This window comes from Mycobacterium sp. WUMAC-067, from assembly GCF_020217485.1.
In the GTDB taxonomy this organism is placed as follows: Bacteria; Actinomycetota; Actinomycetes; order Mycobacteriales; family Mycobacteriaceae; genus Mycobacterium.
Map to the genome: position 1 here is coordinate 35081 of NZ_JAEKMI010000035.1, position 16279 is coordinate 51359.

Annotated in this window: 15 protein-coding genes and 1 pseudogene; 11 read left to right on the forward strand and 5 right to left on the reverse strand. The window is 62.5% G+C overall.

Going from position 1 to position 16279, the window contains the following annotated elements:
* Nucleotides 1–8: 8 nt before the first annotated feature.
* The 5 genes from JF781_RS20845 (at nt 9) to JF781_RS20865 (ending at nt 5834) form a co-directional block, all read left to right on the forward strand.
* On the forward strand, nt 9–1466 hold the full coding sequence (locus tag JF781_RS20845) for an aldehyde dehydrogenase family protein (RefSeq protein ID WP_225329174.1): 1458 nt from the start codon (nt 9–11) through the stop codon (nt 1464–1466).
* A complete protein-coding gene (locus JF781_RS20850; RefSeq protein ID WP_225329159.1) occupies nt 1448–2674 on the forward strand; it encodes a cytochrome P450 in 1227 nt (408 codons plus the stop codon). The genes JF781_RS20845 and JF781_RS20850 overlap by 19 nt, the downstream gene beginning before the upstream one ends.
* A complete protein-coding gene (locus JF781_RS20855) occupies nt 2671–3714 on the forward strand; it encodes a dihydrodipicolinate reductase (RefSeq protein WP_225329160.1) in 1044 nt (347 codons plus the stop codon). The genes JF781_RS20850 and JF781_RS20855 overlap by 4 nt, the downstream gene beginning before the upstream one ends.
* The gene (locus JF781_RS20860) at nt 3714–4838 is read left to right on the forward strand and encodes an ABC transporter substrate-binding protein (protein WP_225329161.1); all 1125 of its coding nucleotides are present in this window, start codon (nt 3714–3716) and stop codon (nt 4836–4838) included. Before JF781_RS20855 ends, JF781_RS20860 begins: the two co-directional genes overlap by 1 nt.
* Before the next feature lie 213 nt (nt 4839–5051).
* Nucleotides 5052–5834, forward strand: a complete 783-nt coding sequence (locus tag JF781_RS20865) for an SDR family NAD(P)-dependent oxidoreductase (protein ID WP_225329162.1) — start codon at nt 5052–5054, stop codon at nt 5832–5834.
* 534 nt (nt 5835–6368) lie between these two features.
* Here JF781_RS20865 and JF781_RS20870 read toward each other — a convergent pair.
* Together JF781_RS20870 and JF781_RS20875 are read right to left on the reverse strand one after the other, a co-directional pair.
* Nucleotides 6369–7148, reverse strand: a complete 780-nt coding sequence (locus tag JF781_RS20870) for an alpha/beta fold hydrolase (protein ID WP_225329163.1) — start codon at nt 7146–7148, stop codon at nt 6369–6371.
* Nucleotides 7149–7153: 5 nt separating this feature from the next.
* On the reverse strand, nt 7154–7678 hold the full coding sequence (locus JF781_RS20875; RefSeq protein ID WP_225329164.1) for a phenolic acid decarboxylase: 525 nt from the start codon (nt 7676–7678) through the stop codon (nt 7154–7156).
* Here JF781_RS20875 and JF781_RS20880 point away from each other — a divergent pair.
* Both JF781_RS20880 and JF781_RS28470 read left to right on the forward strand, forming a co-directional pair.
* A complete protein-coding gene (locus JF781_RS20880; RefSeq protein WP_225329165.1) occupies nt 7616–8188 on the forward strand; it encodes a MarR family winged helix-turn-helix transcriptional regulator in 573 nt (190 codons plus the stop codon). The genes JF781_RS20875 and JF781_RS20880 overlap by 63 nt on opposite strands.
* Nucleotides 8189–8373: 185 nt before the next feature.
* Nucleotides 8374–8634, forward strand: a pseudogene (locus tag JF781_RS28470) (transposase); the annotation flags it as partial.
* On the opposite strand, the gene JF781_RS20890 reads toward JF781_RS28470, so the two are convergent.
* Nucleotides 8574–9437, reverse strand: a complete 864-nt coding sequence (locus JF781_RS20890) for a lysophospholipid acyltransferase family protein (protein WP_225329166.1) — start codon at nt 9435–9437, stop codon at nt 8574–8576. The pseudogene JF781_RS28470 and the gene JF781_RS20890 sit on opposite strands and share 61 nt — an antisense overlap.
* A complete protein-coding gene (locus JF781_RS20895) occupies nt 9434–10291 on the reverse strand; it encodes a class I SAM-dependent methyltransferase (protein WP_225329167.1) in 858 nt (285 codons plus the stop codon). The genes JF781_RS20890 and JF781_RS20895 overlap by 4 nt, the downstream gene beginning before the upstream one ends.
* 79 nt (nt 10292–10370) lie before the next feature.
* Here JF781_RS20895 and JF781_RS20900 point away from each other — a divergent pair, with 79 nt between their 5' ends.
* From JF781_RS20900 to JF781_RS20915, 3 genes are all read left to right on the forward strand, one after another.
* A complete protein-coding gene (locus tag JF781_RS20900) occupies nt 10371–10940 on the forward strand; it encodes a TetR family transcriptional regulator (protein ID WP_225329168.1) in 570 nt (189 codons plus the stop codon).
* 110 nt (nt 10941–11050) lie between these two features.
* A complete protein-coding gene (locus tag JF781_RS20905) occupies nt 11051–12001 on the forward strand; it encodes an SDR family oxidoreductase (protein WP_225329169.1) in 951 nt (316 codons plus the stop codon).
* Nucleotides 12002–12446: 445 nt separating this feature from the next.
* The gene (locus tag JF781_RS20915; RefSeq protein WP_374109725.1) at nt 12447–13226 is read left to right on the forward strand and encodes a TatD family hydrolase; all 780 of its coding nucleotides are present in this window, start codon (nt 12447–12449) and stop codon (nt 13224–13226) included.
* Between the two features lie 669 nt (nt 13227–13895).
* Here the strand turns inward: JF781_RS20915 and JF781_RS20920 are convergent.
* Nucleotides 13896–14978: a hypothetical protein gene (locus JF781_RS20920; protein ID WP_225329170.1), complete on the reverse strand. Its 1083-nt coding sequence runs from the start codon at nt 14976–14978 to the stop codon at nt 13896–13898.
* A gap of 1076 nt (nt 14979–16054) precedes the next feature.
* Between JF781_RS20920 and JF781_RS20925 the strand changes: the two genes are divergently transcribed.
* The coding region (locus tag JF781_RS20925; protein ID WP_225329171.1) for a hypothetical protein at nt 16055–16279 on the forward strand (225 nt) is incomplete at its 3' end.

Sequence of the window (16279 nt, forward strand, 5' to 3'; positions counted from 1 at the left end):
AGGCTCGGATGCTCATCGACGGCAAGCTCGTCGAGGCGCAGAGCGGACGGATATTCGACAACGTCAACCCCGCCACCGAACAGGTCATCGGCCACTGCGCTGACGGATCCCGCGCCGATATGCACCGCGCCGTCGCAGCCGCCAGGACCGCGTTCGACACCACCGACTGGGCACGTGACCACGGTGGCCGCAAGCGGGCGTTGCTGCAATTGCAGACCGCGCTGGAGGCTGAGCGCGAGGATCTGCGGTCTGAGCTTGTCGCTGAGGTCGGCTGCCCCGTTCTGACGACGTTCGGGCCGCAGCTCGACGTCCCGATGCGTGAGGCGCTGCGGTGGCCCGCGCAAATGATCGATGAATTCACCTGGTCGCGTCCGCTGCCGGATAACGACGCCTTCGCCACGGGTTCGCTGTCGGCTCGGGAGGTCTGGAAAGAGCCGATCGGCGTGGTCGGGGTCATCGTGCCCTGGAACTTTCCCGCCGAGATCACGCTCAACAAGATCGGCCCGGTTCTGGCGATGGGCAATACGTGCGTCATCAAACCTTCACCCGAAACCCCGTACAACGCCACGCGGATTGGACGGCTCATCGCTGACCACACGGACATCCCGCCTGGTGTGGTCAACATCGTCACGTCATCGGACCATCTCGTCGGCGAGGTGTTGTCGACAGAACCGTCGGTGGACATGGTCGCCTTCACCGGATCCACCGCCACCGGCCGCCAAGTCATGGCTGCAGCTTCGGCGACGCTCAAGCCGACGTTCCTGGAACTCGGAGGCAAGTCAGTAAACCTGATCCTCGACGACGCCTCCGACTTCACCCGCGTCGTCCGCGACGCTGCCGCGATCGTGTGCATGCACGCCGGCCAAGGCTGTGCGATGCCGACGCGGTTGTTGGTACCCAACGCGCGCTACGACGAGGCGATAGAGATCGCGAAGGCAACGCTGGAGGCTATCCGGTACGGGGATCCAACCGATCCATCCATGCTGCAAGGGCCGTTGGTGTCCAAGAGGCAACAGGACAGGGTCCTGGGCTACATCGCCAAAGGGCGTCAGGAAGGAGCACGGGTTGTGACCGGCGGCGGTGTGCCCGCTCATCTGCCTCGCGGCCACTATGTCGAACCGACATTATTTGCCGATGTCGACAACGCCATGACGATCGCCCAAGAGGAGATCTTCGGGCCGGTGCTCGTCGCGATCGGCTACGACGGCGACGACGATGCCGTGCGGATAGCCAACGACTCGATCTACGGGCTGTCAGGCATGATCGTTGCGGGAGACCTCGAGCGCGGCAAGGATGTAGCACGGCGGATCCGCACCGGCACCCTTGGCATCAACGGCGCGATGTGGTTGGGCGCCGACGCCCCGTTCGGCGGCTACAAACAATCGGGCATCGGACGCCAGGGCGGCATCGAAGGCTTGGAAATCTTCACCGAGACCAAAACCGTGGCATGGCCGGCGAGCACGTGAGCCCCGGCGGGGTCACCGAAGCCGACGCCCCCATCGCACGATTCGATTTCGTGAACGGATCGGCCGGCATGTCGCTGTCGGCAAAGGATCCGCACCAACGAAATCACGCAATGGCGCTGCGCCGCGTCGTGGCCCTCGGGGACGGCGCGCTGGTTTGTTCTCGAGAACTGGTCACCGAGACGTTGACCAGTCCGGCCGTGTTCTCGTCGGCGGATCTCGTGGAGCAGGGCAACACCCTGCCACTGATCCCGCTCGGTATCGACCCACCAGATCACGGGCGCTACCGCAAGCTGCTCGACCCGATGTTCTCACCGCGGCGCATGGACGCACAGGAAGCCGATATCGCCGAGCGGGTGAACCACTTCATCGACATGTTCATCGATCGCGGATCATGCGATTTCACAGCCGAATTCGCCGAGCTGTTTCCGTCCGCGGTGTTCCTCGGACTGATGGGGCTACCTTGGGATCAGCTCGACGAGCTGGTGCGGCTGCGTGAGGGGCTTTTGCACCCCGGCTCGCCGGACTCAACCCCCGCGCAGCGGAGCGCCATCCAGCGCCAAACCGCACAGGAGGTGTACAGCTACTTCGACGCGATCCTCGACCAACGCGCCGCCGATCCGCACGGCGACCTGCTCACCGAGATCGTCACCAGCGAACTCGACGGCCGCCCCCTGTCGCGCGAGGACGCCTTGTCGATCTGCTTCGTGCTGTTGACAGCGGGTCTGGACACCGTCACCGATTCGCTGACCTGTTTCTGGGCCTACCTGGCTCGACATCCGCGACAGCGTCAACGCATCGCCGAAGACAACGAGGTCATTCCCCGCGCGGTCGAGGAACTCTTGCGTTGGGAAACGCCGGTGCCTCTGGTGGTGCGGTGGGCACGTAAGGACAGCAGGATCGGTGATCAGACGGTGGGCGCGGGCCAACACGTATTGGTCAGTCTCAGCGCCGCAAACGTCGATCCCGCCCAATTCTCCGATCCACTTGAGGTGAATCTCGACCGGCGCGGCAATTCGCACCTGGCCTTCGGTGGCGGCGCACACCGCTGTTTGGGATCACACCTGGCGCGCCGCGAGTTGCGCATCGCTATGCGCGAATGGCACCGCCGCATACCGGAATACACGCTGGCGCCAGGCTACGAGGTGCGCTACCGGCCGCCGATGCGGTTCGTGCCCGATCTGCAATTGGTCTGGCCCGGCAACGCATGACCGTCACGCGTGTCGCCCAGTGGGCGACTGGCACCACCGGTTCAAAGGCTCTTGGTGCCGTCATCGATGCCCCGGGGCTGGAACTGGTCGGCGTGCGTGTGTACGACCCGGCCAAGGTCGGTGTGGACGCCGGCGTCCTGGCGGGCCGCGCGCCGACGGGCGTGCGGGCCACCAACGACACCGCGGCGTTGCTCGCCGCGCGACCTGATGTGGTCCTTTACATGGGCCAGGTGGAGAAATCACCCGACGACTGCTTCGCCGACGTCGCCGCAGTTCTAAACGCGGGGGTCAACGTCATCACGACGGGGAGCTCCTTCATCGACGTCGCCGCGTTCGACCCGGCACGTGGTGCATTGATCGCTGATGCCTGCCGGCGCGGAAAGAGTTCGTTTCTCGGACTCGGCTTGTTCCCCGGATTCTGGGGCGAGGTCGTGGCGCCGGTGCTGGCACGGCTATCTGCGCAGTGCACTGGGATCACCGTGCGCGAATCTTTGTCGTATGCAGGCTATCCCAGCCGCCAGATGCTCGTCGACGTGATGGGCTACGGTCAACCTCCCGATTCCCGCTCGCCTCTGCTCGGTGATCCCAACCGCGCCGGTGCTGCGTTCATCGGCACCGTCACCGTGCTGGCCAAAGCATTGGGGTTGACGCCCACGTCCGTCGAGGCGTTCCGCGAAACTGCGGTCACCAACACCGATCTGCACGTCGCTGCCGGCCCGATCGCCGCCGGGACAGTTGCCGCGATGAAATTGGGAGTACGCGCCGACTGCGGGCCGATGACGATTGCCGTCGAGCACGTGACATGGCTGGACGACGCTGTGGCTCCGAACTGGTCCAGCGCGCAAGGCTACGAACTCGAGTTCGTCGGAACACCGGCCATGCGATGCCAACTCGTTCTAGGTGGAGACGGCCAGGACCACACGGACATGGGGTGTCTGGCCACCGCCAGGCATGCAGTAAGCGCCATCCCGTTCATCACCGCTGCGCCGCCGGGTGTCGTGGACCTGGCCGATATGGCGTCGTTGACAGGAGGTCATTGATGGCTGCAGAAGTAGCCCCAGCCCGCATCGGATTGCTCATCGACTACCTCGAGGACAATCTGCAGGGCAGTGGCGGATACGACGAAAACATCCTGCCGACATTGCAATTGGTGGCCGACGACTACCTGCAGCGTGGGATCCTCGAGCGTCCAGTCGAATTCGTTGTACGGGCGGTACAGGGACTGCCCAACGGCTCGTTCCGGCCCGTGCGCGAGGCGTTCTACGAACTGGTCGACCAGGACGCGTCGGTGATCTTCGGGCCGTGGGTGTCGGAAAACGGCGTCGCGCTGCGTCCCTTCGTGGAGGACCTGGCACAGGTGCCGATCATCACCATGGGCGCTTCGGAAACCATGCTGGGGGAGTGGGTCTTCGGCCTGCCCGCGGGCTCGATGGAGGAAGAACCGATCATCATGGCGGCCGTGGCCGCCTACGACGGATGCACAAGCGTCGGGTTGGCGTTCGAGGACAGCCTGATTGGCCGCGAGTACCTTCGCACCACCCGCGAGGCCTGCCGCAACGCCGGGCTGACCATCACCGCCGAGGTGGCCATCCCGCAGGTCGAGTCCGACAAGCGCGCAGCGATGGCCACACTGGCTGCAGACAAACCTGACGCGATCATGCACGTCGGCTTCGGCCTGGGCATCATCGGGATGAATGCGGCCCTGGAAGCGATCGGTTGGAAGCCGCACCGATACACCACTACCGCATTCGAATTCGCGGCCACCGGGGGGTGGTGGCGCAAACAGCTCGCCGGATGGGTCGGCCTAGACCAGTACGACGAACGCAATCGGACCGGACAACAGTTCCTCGACCGCTTCCAGGAACGCTACGGCCGCCGCCCCGAATACTTCTTCCCCGTGTATTGCTACGATGTCGGCCGGCTGATGATGACGGCGTTGGCGACCGCACATCCGCTGACCGGTCCCGCGGTCAAGGAGGCGTTGGAGCGGATCAAGATGATGCCCGCAGCCACCGGTGCGCCCGGGACGCGGTTGCGGTTCGGAAAATTCATCCGCCACGGGTGGGTCGGCAGTGAATTCCTCGTGGCGCGCAAAGTTCTGCCCGATGCGAGCAGGTCGATTCTGCACGCCACGATCGAAGGCCTTATCGAGCCCACGCGATGACGCCCAAGGTCATCCACGGTCAGCGGTCCGGTCGTCGCGACGCAGCTGAGCGGCATCGTTGAACCTCACGTACCCGCATGCCTGCTTCTCACGGTTTCTATGATTACCATACCTCTAGATATTTAAGGCATATGCCGATGTCGCCACCGCCAGGCGTCGAGCCCCAAGTACAGCGGCGGCGCGGTAGGGCGTCCCGGCAGAACAGGAGGGCGTATGACTGTGCAAGGCACCCAGGGGCTGTTCGACCTCACCGGGCGGGTGGCTGTGGTGACCGGATCGACCCGCGGAATCGGACGCGCAATCCTGCAAGGATATTCACGCGCTGGCGCGTCAGTCGTGGTATCCGGCCGCAAGCAGCAACGTTGCGACGAGGTGGCCGCCGAGCTCAACGCTGTTGGTATCAAGGCGAGCGGGATCGCTTGTCATGTCGGCGACTGGGATGCCATCCCAGCCTTTGTCGAAGCGGTCATCGCGGAATTCGGCCGCATCGACATCTTGGTCAACAACGCCGGAATCAACCCAGCAGTCGCCGACCTCAATGAGCTCTCACTTGGATTGTGGCGCAAGGTGTTCAACGTCAACGTCGAGGGGGCGCTGCGCATGAGTCAATGCGTCGCTCCGGTGATGCGCGAGCACGGTGGAGGCAGCATCATCAACATCGGCTCCATGGAGTCCTACTACCCGTCAAGTCCGATATCGGTGGCCTACAGTGCATCCAAGGCCGCGTTGCGGAACTTGACAGTTTCAATGGCCAACCTGTGGGCTCCGTGGTCGGTACGCGTAAATATTCTCTGCCCGGGCCCGTTCGCCACGGAGCTGCTCATGGAGGCCGACCGCTACCAGCCCGGCGCCTTGTCGCTGCTGGCTGATATGAACCCGCAGAAACGCATCGCTGATCTCTCCGAAATCGTCGGACCCGCGCTGTATCTGGCCAGCGACGCCTCTTCGTTCGTCACCGGTGACGACATCACCGTGTGCGGGGGCATGCGCAAGTAGTGGTCCCCGACATCGCACCAGCGAGACTGGGACCACATATACCTATAAGGGTATGGCCAACCAAGGTTCACCGAGGCGCCAGATGCAATAGCCAGCGCGCTGCGGCCTCAACGATCACACCTAACTACCATGGCCGAGGCTGACGTTCCAGCAACACCTTGGCCAGAGTACTCAAACATCCTTGCCTGCATACAATATTGCCGTCACGTCACGGACCGGCGCGATTACACAGATGGTCAGCTGCCGCCGCCCGGCCCCTCAACGGGACGCCGTCCTCGCCCCTCCGGTTGCGCTAAGAGCGACGTCGCCAAGCTGATCGGCATAGCCCGACCACGGCAACGCTGGCCCGCCGCCGGTGATGGGCACGACGCGACGAAGGCCAATTGGCGGGAGGCCGATGTCGAAACCGTCGTCGACGGTGAATTCGAGACTCAAGCAGATGGCAGCCCAACGGCATTCGGATGCGGGCTCCCAATGTGTGGGAGGCCGCCGCGTCGACGCCGGCGCTGTCCTCACGGCCATCACAGTGGTTGCTTAGTCCCGGTCTCGTCGCGTGGGGGCGTCGGGAATTGAGTCGATGATCGTCTGGGCACACATCGCTGGATCATCGATCATGGGGACGTGGCCGACTCCGGGCAGCATGATGAATCGCGCGTTCGGTAGCCGTCGTCGTGCGTTGGCCCCGAAGACATCTGGTGGGAAGATGCGGTCCTTTGCCGACCACGCCACGGTGATCGGGCAGGGCAGTGGGTCCAGCGTTTCCAGGTGTTCGGTCGTGTCGAGGAGATCGTCTGCGGCATCGCATCCCACCAGATCGTTGAAGGCCCGAACGGCCTGATCGAAGGATAGACGCTCTGCGTGGACGGCGATGTCCGCCATCGTGAGCCGGCGCAGCGCCCCGAATCTCAGAAGCGAGGGGGTGAGGTGCCGGGTGGCGTCGGCGAGCTTCTTGGTGCGGCGCAGGGTGTCTCGGCTTCGGTTGCGGGAATCGCATGCATTCCACAATCCCGCCGGGGATATGGCGCACACCGCGCCGGCGCGCCCTCGGCGGGCCAGCTCGATGGCCATCCACCCGCCCATCGAGTTCCCGGCGATGTGAACGGTGGCAAGCTTGCGGTCGTCGAGAAGTCGCTCGGTGACGTCGGTCAATGCGCGTATTGTCGCCGGCCCCGATATCTTTGGGCCGCCCCGATGGCCGGCTGCAGTGGGGACGATCAACTCGAAGCGGTCGGCGAGCAGGGGCGTGACGTTGTCCCAGGCGGCGGCCGACATGGTGACTCCGTGCAACAACAGCAGGGGAGGTTTACCGATCATGGGGCTTAGTTCCGGCGGTCGGCAAATCCGGGGGGTAGCTCGCCAGGCGCGGTGGCAATGATCGTCTCGTCGTCGACGCCGACGTGCTCGAACAAGGTGATGGTGGCGAATTCGGGCACGACGTAGATGGGGTAGGTAGGTCCGGCGTCGCGGTAGGCACGCATCTCATCAAGATGCTCGTTCTGGTAGAGCACAGTCCTGGCCCCATTGGCACGAATCCACTCGGGGAAGAAGATGGTGCCGTGCAAACGGCGTAGGGCGGGCATGACATTGACCACGACACTCGTCCCGGTCGGCTCGGTCCAGGAGATCTTGTAGACGTCGGAAGCCAGCAAGACGAGGTCGACCGTCTGATCGCGAACCCAGCGGCCGCCCACGTGGCCGGTGTGGATGCGGTAGTCGATGGTGGTGGCGTTCTTCACGTACATCTCGTACTGCCAGCCATTGGCGTAGGTGTAGATGAATCGATGGCCGATCAAGCCGTAAATGTCGTTATCGAAGTTCGCATGCGCGCCGGATTCCACGATCATATGATGAGTTTAGTGCAAAATAGTTTTGTTAGGAACCTATTGAACGACGAATCGGCCGCCAGCACGGCAGCAGCGCTATCGCGCATGCTGGGTCCTCTTCGCCGCGCGGTCCTTCGGGCCACTCGCGCGGCCGAAGGACTACCCGACCTGCCTGACACGTACATCGAGATCATGCGGGCGGTGGCAGTCAGTCCCGACATCAGCCCGCGCGCGATCGCGGATCGACTCGGACTGGCGCGACCGACGGTGAGCAATCTGATCCAGAGGATGAAGCGGCAAGGACTGCTCACCCTCGTCCGCAGCGCCAACGACGCACGCGTCGTCCACGTCACCGTCACGGACTTCGCGGCGGGGTTGTTGAGCCGCTACGACACCGCCAGCGAACGGATCGTGTCGGCGGCGCTCAATCAGCTCGCCGCGAAGGAACGGTCGGCGGTCACTGCGGCGATGCCCGCACTGACCCACCTGCAAGTGATTCTCAACGCCCGCCAGCAGAACGACGCGACGTGATCGCCGTTGCTGTGTCTGTGCTCCGAACCCTTCGTCACGCCGTCGCACACCATGTCCGAGGACCGTTCCGATGGGTCCGCGAATCGCATCGTGCGCTACCACGATTTCATTGGCGGTCACCCGGCGAGCTTTAACTGGCCCGACGTTGATGAGCATCGAGGACCGGAGCCCGCTTCGACGAGGCTTACGAGGCCACAGTGTCCAAGGACACCATCTCCCGAATCACCGACAAGGTCATCGAGGACACGACCGAATGGTGCAACCGGCCCCTAGAGTCGGTGTATCCCGTGATGTTCATCGATGCGATCTTCGTCAGAGTCCGCTGCGGGGATTCATTCTGCCAAACATGCTGTAAAGCAAGGGGTCTGCACACAATGGTCAGACCTCAGTTTTCAATTGGTGGCCGATTCGCCTTGTGCCAGGCGAGCGGATTCAGTTCACGGTAGGGGTCGACGTTGCGGACTTCGAGGAGGGCGGCGATGGTCTGCTCCAGTGATTCCTGTGTGCATTGTTTGACCGTTGCCACCCACTCGTCGTTGGCGACCCGCGCGGGTTTGGCTGTCGCAATGGGTGCTCCGAAGCGCAGATACATTCGCTGTGGTCGAGGAATGAGGGTGGGGCCGACCCCACGCATCAGTGGCACGGCCATGTCGGCGCGGCCGGATATTCTCTCTGCCATCCGCTGGCTCAGCCGCTCCCAGCGTCCACCGCGCGTCGTCAGGCTCCGGTAAACGTCATCGCCTCCGACGAGGCCGACCGGCACGATCGGATAGCTGTTTTCCACTGACAACCGGGCGAATCCGGCTCGGCCCTGCCAGCGCAACGTGTGCTCCTCACCCTTGAACTTGGCGATCTCGCGGCCTCCGCCCGGAAACACCAGAATGGGTTCGTTGTGGCGCATCAATTCACCCGCGGTTTCAGGGTTCCCGACAACAGCGCCCGCGGCCGCGAGCAGATCACCCGGCAAGCCGCGCATACGGCCGAAATTGCGGTCGGCCAAAGGCCGCACGCGCATGCCGGTCTCACGCCGCACCAAGTAGGGAATCAATAGGCCCTCCACTCCGAACTGGGTGTGGTTCCCGACCAGCAGGAACCGGCCGTCGGAGGGCAGGTTCGGCAGCCCGTCGACATAGGGTCGGTAGAGATCGATCAGCGGTGCGGCCCCGTTGGCGACGGATTCCACGACGCGGCGCAACCTCTGAATCCGGCCGGGTTGGTTCATGATCGCGTCGATGTTCAGCGTGCTCATGACTGTTGGGAGTCCTTATGTTGCGGGGTGTTTGAACACATCGGTGTCGCGCCGGGTCGGGAGAAGACCAGACTGGCCATTCCGGGTCCGAACCGGATGGCTCTTGGCAGGAATTCGACGCGCATGTGCGGGTCGACCGCTTTGCCGAGGGCCACAAACGCCGATTGGCTGTAGACGCGCAGGCTGCTGATGAAGCCATCGTGAATGACGTGCCTGAAAGAGGGCCGCACTGTCATCGCGATTGCCGCTAATGGCGCGATCATCAAGTGGGTGAGGATCAGCTGCAGCGGCGACGAACGTTCGATATCGATCACCAGAAATTGCCGGCCAACCCTGGTCGCTTCGGCGATCGTGCGCACCGCGGTCGCCGGCGGCAAATGGTGAAACGCCGCAGCGAACACCACCAGGTCGTAGCTACCGTCGTCGGCGTCGATCGCGCCGGCATCGACGATCTGGGTGCGCACCCGGGTGTGGGCGCCTAGATCACCGGTGGCGATGGTGGCCACCGAGGTCGGATCCAGGTCACTGACCGTCACCGTCGCCGTGGGATGCAACTCCACGATTTTGGCCGACAACTTGCCGTGTCCGGCGCCGAGTTCGAGGATGCGCGGGTTCGGAATGTCTGCCACCACACCCAGAGCTGTGCGGGCGTTCTTTTCGTGCTGGCCGGTGCGGGTGCCTACACGATCCAAAGCGCGGATCACTGTCTGCTTGACCTCGTCGGGGACGTCGTAGCGGTCGGTGTACTCCAGCGCGCCGGTCTGCAGGCGCCGATCCAGCCACGAAGCGTTCGGACCGCCTCGTGGCATGCCCGCGATGGCGGGGTCCACCGCCGTCGCCTTGGCCTCACCCATCATGAGCTCCTAACTTTTGTGACATCCGATGGCGACTCCACCGTACAGAACGAACTAGTTTGTTTGTTAGGGTCTTGCTGTGAGAAGTAGAACTGAGCTTCGCGGCGAGATCCTGTCGGCTGCCCGAGCGGAGTTCGCCCAATATGGATTGGCCGGTGCCCGCATCGACCGCATCGCGAGCCACGCGCAGGCCAGCAAGGAGCGTCTGTACGCGCATTTCGGCGATAAGGCAGCCCTCTTTCGTGAGGTAGTGGCCGAGGACAGTGCCGAGTTCTTCCGGGCGATCAACTTGCGCCGCGGCAACATTGCGGAGTTTGTCGGCGACGTCTACGACGTGGCCCGCAATCGCCCCGAGCACCTGCGGATGATCACGTGGGCACGGCTGGAGGGGTTCACCCTGGATGAACCCCAGGCCGACGGCCAACCCGTTTTCGCCGATACGATCGAAGCGATCCGAGCTGCGCAGGCCGCCGGCGACGTGGACCCGTGGTGGGAGCCCGCCGACCTGATCGTCCTCCTGCTGGGCATGGGTCTGGCGTGGGCGAACTCGCCCGACCCTCACTCCGCGACCGGCGACGGCACTGTCATCGCACGCCGTCGCGCCGCCGCCGTCGAAGCGGCCAGCCGAATCATCGCAACCCGGCGCTGAAGTCTAGTGCAATCACTAGGCAGAGTTATGTTGCGGCGCAAGCGCTTTGCCCCAAGTTGTCATCGAAGGATGTATCCAATTAACCCTCGAAACTAGGAGTACTCATTGCCGTGGACCAGAGAGACGTCGCCGTTAGCGACTTAGCCGGAAAGTTGATCGTCGTCACCGGCTCCACCTCCGGCGTCGGGCTCGGCCTGACCAGCCGGCTCTCCGCCGCGGGCGCCGAGGTTATCATGGCGATCCGCAACCAGAGCAAGGGCGAACGCGCGCTCGCACAGATCCGCGCGAGGACCCCCGACGCTGCGGTGACAATCAAAGACCTCGACCTGGCGTCGCTGGACAGCGTCGCCGCGCTGGGCGCAGAACTCAACGCCGAGGGAAGACCCATCGACGTCCTGATCAACAATGCCGCCGTCATCGCAGCGATGAAGCGCGACACCACCGCCGACGGGTTCGAAATGCAGTTCGGTACCAACCATCTCGGGCATTTCGCGCTGACCGCACACCTGTTGCCGCTGCTGCGGGCTGCGCGGTCACCGCGCGTCGTCACCATCAGCGCGATGGCCGCCCGCAGCGCCCGCATCCGCTTCGACGACCTGCAGTTCGAAAAGAACTACAAACCTATGCAGGCCTATGGCCAGTCGAAGCTGGCGAATCTGATCTTCGCCCGCGAGCTCGACCGGCGAGGTCGCCGCGCGGGCTGGGGCGTGATGTCCAACGCCGCACACCCGGGAATGGCGAAACTAAACCCCGCCAACGGCACAACACCGGACGACAAGACCAACGTTTCCCGCCATGACAGGTTCATCAGGTTCACCCAACGGCTTCTGTCTTTCATGTGGCAGGAAATAGACCAAGCCATCGAGCCCACCCTCTACGCAGCTACCTCGCCCCAAGCCAAGGGCGCCGCGTTGTATACCCCGCGCGGATTCCTCGAAGCGACGGGCGGTGGCGTGCGCGAAGCCGACATCCCGGCTCAGGCCAGAAACGAGGCCGACGCCCGCCGACTATGGGAGATCTCCGAACACCTCACCGGCGTGAAATACCCCGCCGTGTCCTAAAGCTCATCGTCAAGACGCTGATGTCACCTGCATTCCGACACCCAAGCATCGCAACGCTCCTGCGAGTCGGTGACGCTCTCGGCGCCGGGCGCCCAGCTCTTGTTAGTACTGATTCCGTGCGTGTAAGACCTTGCAGCCGGGCAGTTTCAGCGACGTTGATACTAGCCCGACGACTCGCGCTTTTGCATCACTGTGACGAATCGAATTCTGCGCGTGGTGCCAGCGGCTGGCTGTCTCCGAACAGGTACTTGCAGTGTTGGTGAAGTGGACATGAAAGTGAGAATCCGTGAAGTGGACATCGTGAGAACGCCGCTGTCGGCGCAGCTCAGCAAGCGGACTGTGGACACGAAGTTTGAGACGCCACCTTGTAGCGGTAATCGCAACCTGCTGAAGGGGGGTGCACTATCCGCTCGGTGCTTCAAGCTCGGTCGCCAGCCTCTCTTGGGTGGCCGCCCACGACGCCAGGAGCACGAGACCGTCCGCGGTCGGCGTGCACGCGGGCGCGGTGTGGATGATTAGGTGCAGGAGGCTGGGCCAGTTCTCTGGCAGGCAGTCTGGTGAGTTGATGAAGTGCCGCTTTGCTGCGCTTAAAGAGGGAGCCTACGCAAACCGCACCCAGCTGGCCGGCAGATCCAATCTGCTCTGGGGACTGGGTACCCACCCCGGCGTCGAGAAGTCGCTGGCCCAATTCGATACGACGTCGTTTTGCAAATTGCTGCCGAGTTTCGCCCTCGTCGGCGAGGTGGGGCTGGATCGTCGCGGCCATCCCATCCAAACCGAGGTCTTCCGCGAGATACTCTCCGCAGTGGCCAATCAGCCTGTGATCCTCAGTGTGCACAGCGCTGGCATGTGTTCGGCGGTGCTCGACGAGATCGAACGCAGTCCGCACCCCGGGATTGTGCTGCACTGGTTCAACGGAACCGCCGCTGATATTCGGCGGGCTGTGGAGATGCACTGTTTCTTCTCCGTCAATGCAGCGATGAAACACCATGTTTTAGAACAGATCCCGATGGACAAGACATTGACCGAGACCGATTTTCCCTCAAGTATGTCGCGCACCAGGGCCCGGCGCCCGGGAGACGTGTCAGCGATCGAATCCGTTCTGGAGCAGATTCACGGTGGTGTGGCTCGCGACCACTCATGGAGAAATTTTTCCGATTTGGTGGCGCGATCTGGGGTTCGCGACCGATTACCTCCGACGATCCGCGATGCGCTTTGTGACTGAATCGCCGCCGTCCGTCATCGACCCAGCCAGCGAAGTTTCGCCAGATTCGATAGCTCAGCTATGTGGACTTTTGCAATGAAGATTGACAGACTTCGCGACACGCCGAAGGTCGGTCAAAGTCGCTCGGCGATTCTGGTCAATCTTGGCTGCATCTCGACAGCGGCGCCGCGGTCGGTGTCGAACCGACTGCGATCCTCGCTAAGGCCGACGAGCTGCCCTGACCGGACCCCGTGAACTGGTCCACATGGATCGACCGATCGGGGTCAGGCCAGGCCCCCCTGCCCTGCAGCCGCCGGCCGATAAATCCCTTTCGCACCGCACGCAAAGAAAGCGCTTGAGGGCAGTGTGCACGAGCCGGAGATGCACGGCCACAAGCGGGTAGACGCAGAACATGTTCTGTGCTGAGTTGACGAGAGAGCCTGACAGTATCGATGTCAATGTCCTGACAAGCTGCGGTGGTTCGTACGAATCGATCCGCGAGCGCGTGGACCGGCTTTGGCGCGCGAGAACCACAATTTATAGCGATGTATATAGCGGTATAGCAATCGGCAGGAATGAAGAGGACGTCAATACCGTCTAATCAACGAGACGGATATGAAGCCCGCCGCGTGTGATCAACGAAGGCTCTTTGCTATCGGTCACCCACGCCGTGATGTCCTGCAATGGCATTCACGTTCGATCGACCGCGATGTCTGGGATGCTACCGAGCAGTGTCGATCCATGCGCAGTTGCGGTGACTGTGCGGATCTTCAGAACACGTCCATACCCGAGGTCGACCGCGGCAGAGGCCGACTCGCTGATGTCATGAACGCCATTGCTAAGCAGCAGCTCTCGGCAAGATTCAGCGTCGTTGGAGCGACTTCTTGCAATGCTCACAATCGACTGGAGAACGTGGTACGCACGCTGGTAGTCGACCCTCCAGTCTTCGCGGCTCTGGGCCAGGCTTGACTTCGATGAGAGGACCTCGGTTAGTGGATGATATGACGGGGTAGTCTTGCGAAAATCCCTGTTGCCCTTACCGATCACGCGTGGGTCCCAAATTCTGTCAGAATGGGATCGCCAGGCCCCAGCAAGCCGCCGAACTTGTGACGGATGGAACATGCGGTCGAACATGCTTGCTTCGCGCGCAGTAGACCGCATGCAATCGGCAAAGATTACGAGCAGGTCAGCGATCTTGTGCTGCGCGACGAACAATCGGTCCTTGGTCGACTGCCTTGAAGACCATGAAATCTGGCCGATACTCGCAAGCTGGATGTAGCGCGTTCTTGCCCTTTCGAACATCTTCACCTCATCCATGATGCGGCTGGCAACAGACTCACACCGGGCGATATGCGGCTGCACCGTCTCGTGCCAACCGTCGATGCTTGCGATATCGGTGCCACAGCGGAGAGTCCTGGCATCGAGTTCGACCATCAGGACGTATTTCATTTGTTGGAGTGCATCGGCCATCTTCATCAGTTCGTCAACAAATGGCTGTCGAATCGTTGGGTAGATGACTTCAATGGCTGTGGCACTCGCGCGAGCCCGAACATCAAGGAGCGGAACGCAACCGGAGGAGACTAGCGCTTGATTCAGCTTCGCGACCAAGTGATTGAACGTTTGCTTCCTCGGGCGTGACGTGTTGGTCACGTTGCACCCTGTGTACCTTCTCACCAGGCCGGGCGTGACACCGGCGGCGATGGCGAACTGGGCGAGTGCTGTGAGTGCGTTGGCGAGCGCGTGAGCTGTCTGTTCGAGAGTCTGATCGCTCATCGCCCGAGGGTCTAGGACAGTCATATCGGCACCTTAACGCCGCGCAGTGACATCGCGAACCTTATGTATTCAATCGCCGGCAGATGACGTGATTTTGTTCTGGATGGGCATTGACCTGCTATTTCTCAGCATGTTGGCGCGGTGGGCAGTTCAGACGCAAACCAGTAGCAGGCTCTACATGGGCGAGAGGTACTCGCCCTGCAGTGAAAGGGTCTGACAAATGGCTGATTTGACGACTTTGAAGGTGCCAGTGCCGTCGGAATTACTGTTAGTGATCGGTACAGGTGGTGGAGGACGGACGAGGACCGTCTATCGTGACGGCTCTGCGACCGACGAACTCGTACAACGCGATGGGGCAGCGGTTCATCGGCTTTCGGGTGTAGCGGTGTCCGTCGCCGGCGTCGGTCTCGACGGGGCGATGCTAGAGACGACAACTCCCCTTGAGACCGTGGCCGCGGGAACAGTTTTCCGTGTCGAAGGCGCTGCAGAACTCACAGTACGTGCGGACGCACGGCCGGGGTTCGGCGACCGAGGGCCGCGCGGAGTGCTGGCAGTGTCGGTGTATGCGCAGACGTTGACTCCAGTAGGTTCAGTGGACCAACTGCTACGGGGCGGATCGCGGCGAGCGAGCGGTGAATGATGTTTAGACCGCGACGCTTTCGTTATTCGGACCCGTTCAAGCTTTCGACGATGGGACGTCTACGCGCGGGTATGGCCTGGTTGCGCGGACCTGCCACCCTTCCACGTTGGTGGCTAATCTCAATCACAATTTGCGTGGTGCTCACTGTTGCGCTAGCGGTCACAGGGGCGGTGATGCAGGCTGCATCACCGACCTCACCGGCGTCGCGCGTCACCGTTAACGGCAGATCGCAGCCACGCGACTTGAAAGAGCTGCTCCACGCTGGTCCGTCGTCGTCAAACGTGGTGGATATGCCCGGGTATCAGTGTCGGCCTATGCCAGGCCGGCGAGTCTTCTATTTCGACCCGTTCGATCCAGGACCGAGTGTGGTCGTCATCGACCGAGACGGTGTCGTGTGGGGGCCGTCATGCGTCGTAAGCGCAGGAATTGCGGGTTTGTGACGATGGGCGACCCGTTAAGTGCCTTCGTCCTCCACCGCAGGGCGATGGTTGTGAAGACCCTCTTGAAGGACAAGCTGAGCAATCGGCGTGGTTCGGATCGGGTAATCGAGTTTGATTTCTACCGATGCCCCAGCGAGATACGTACTGCCATCCTGGAAAAAGGACAGCGAACGTGCCTGTGGTGGAAGGGCTCAGGCTGGGATACGCCAATCGAGATCCCG

Bases quoted from the DNA above. Each gene is read 5' to 3' on its own strand.
- JF781_RS20870 (WP_225329163.1), bottom strand. From the start codon at position 7,148: ATGATCGGTAAACCTCCCCTGCTGTTGTTGCACGGAGTCACCATGTCG.
- JF781_RS20860 (WP_225329161.1), top strand. From the start codon at position 3,714: ATGGCTGCAGAAGTAGCCCCAGCCCGCATCGGATTGCTCATCGACTAC.
- JF781_RS20850 (WP_225329159.1), top strand. From the start codon at position 1,448: ATGGCCGGCGAGCACGTGAGCCCCGGCGGGGTCACCGAAGCCGACGCC.
- JF781_RS20920 (WP_225329170.1), bottom strand. From the start codon at position 14,978: ATGAGCGATCAGACTCTCGAACAGACAGCTCACGCGCTCGCCAACGCA.
- JF781_RS20880 (WP_225329165.1), top strand. From the start codon at position 7,616: ATGGCCGATCAAGCCGTAAATGTCGTTATCGAAGTTCGCATGCGCGCC.
- JF781_RS20875 (WP_225329164.1), bottom strand. From the start codon at position 7,678: ATGATCGTGGAATCCGGCGCGCATGCGAACTTCGATAACGACATTTAC.
- JF781_RS20855 (WP_225329160.1), top strand. From the start codon at position 2,671: ATGACCGTCACGCGTGTCGCCCAGTGGGCGACTGGCACCACCGGTTCA.
- JF781_RS20845 (WP_225329174.1), top strand. From the start codon at position 9: ATGCTCATCGACGGCAAGCTCGTCGAGGCGCAGAGCGGACGGATATTC.
- JF781_RS20865 (WP_225329162.1), top strand. From the start codon at position 5,052: ATGACTGTGCAAGGCACCCAGGGGCTGTTCGACCTCACCGGGCGGGTG.
- JF781_RS20895 (WP_225329167.1), bottom strand. From the start codon at position 10,291: ATGGGTGAGGCCAAGGCGACGGCGGTGGACCCCGCCATCGCGGGCATG.
- JF781_RS20890 (WP_225329166.1), bottom strand. From the start codon at position 9,437: ATGAGCACGCTGAACATCGACGCGATCATGAACCAACCCGGCCGGATT.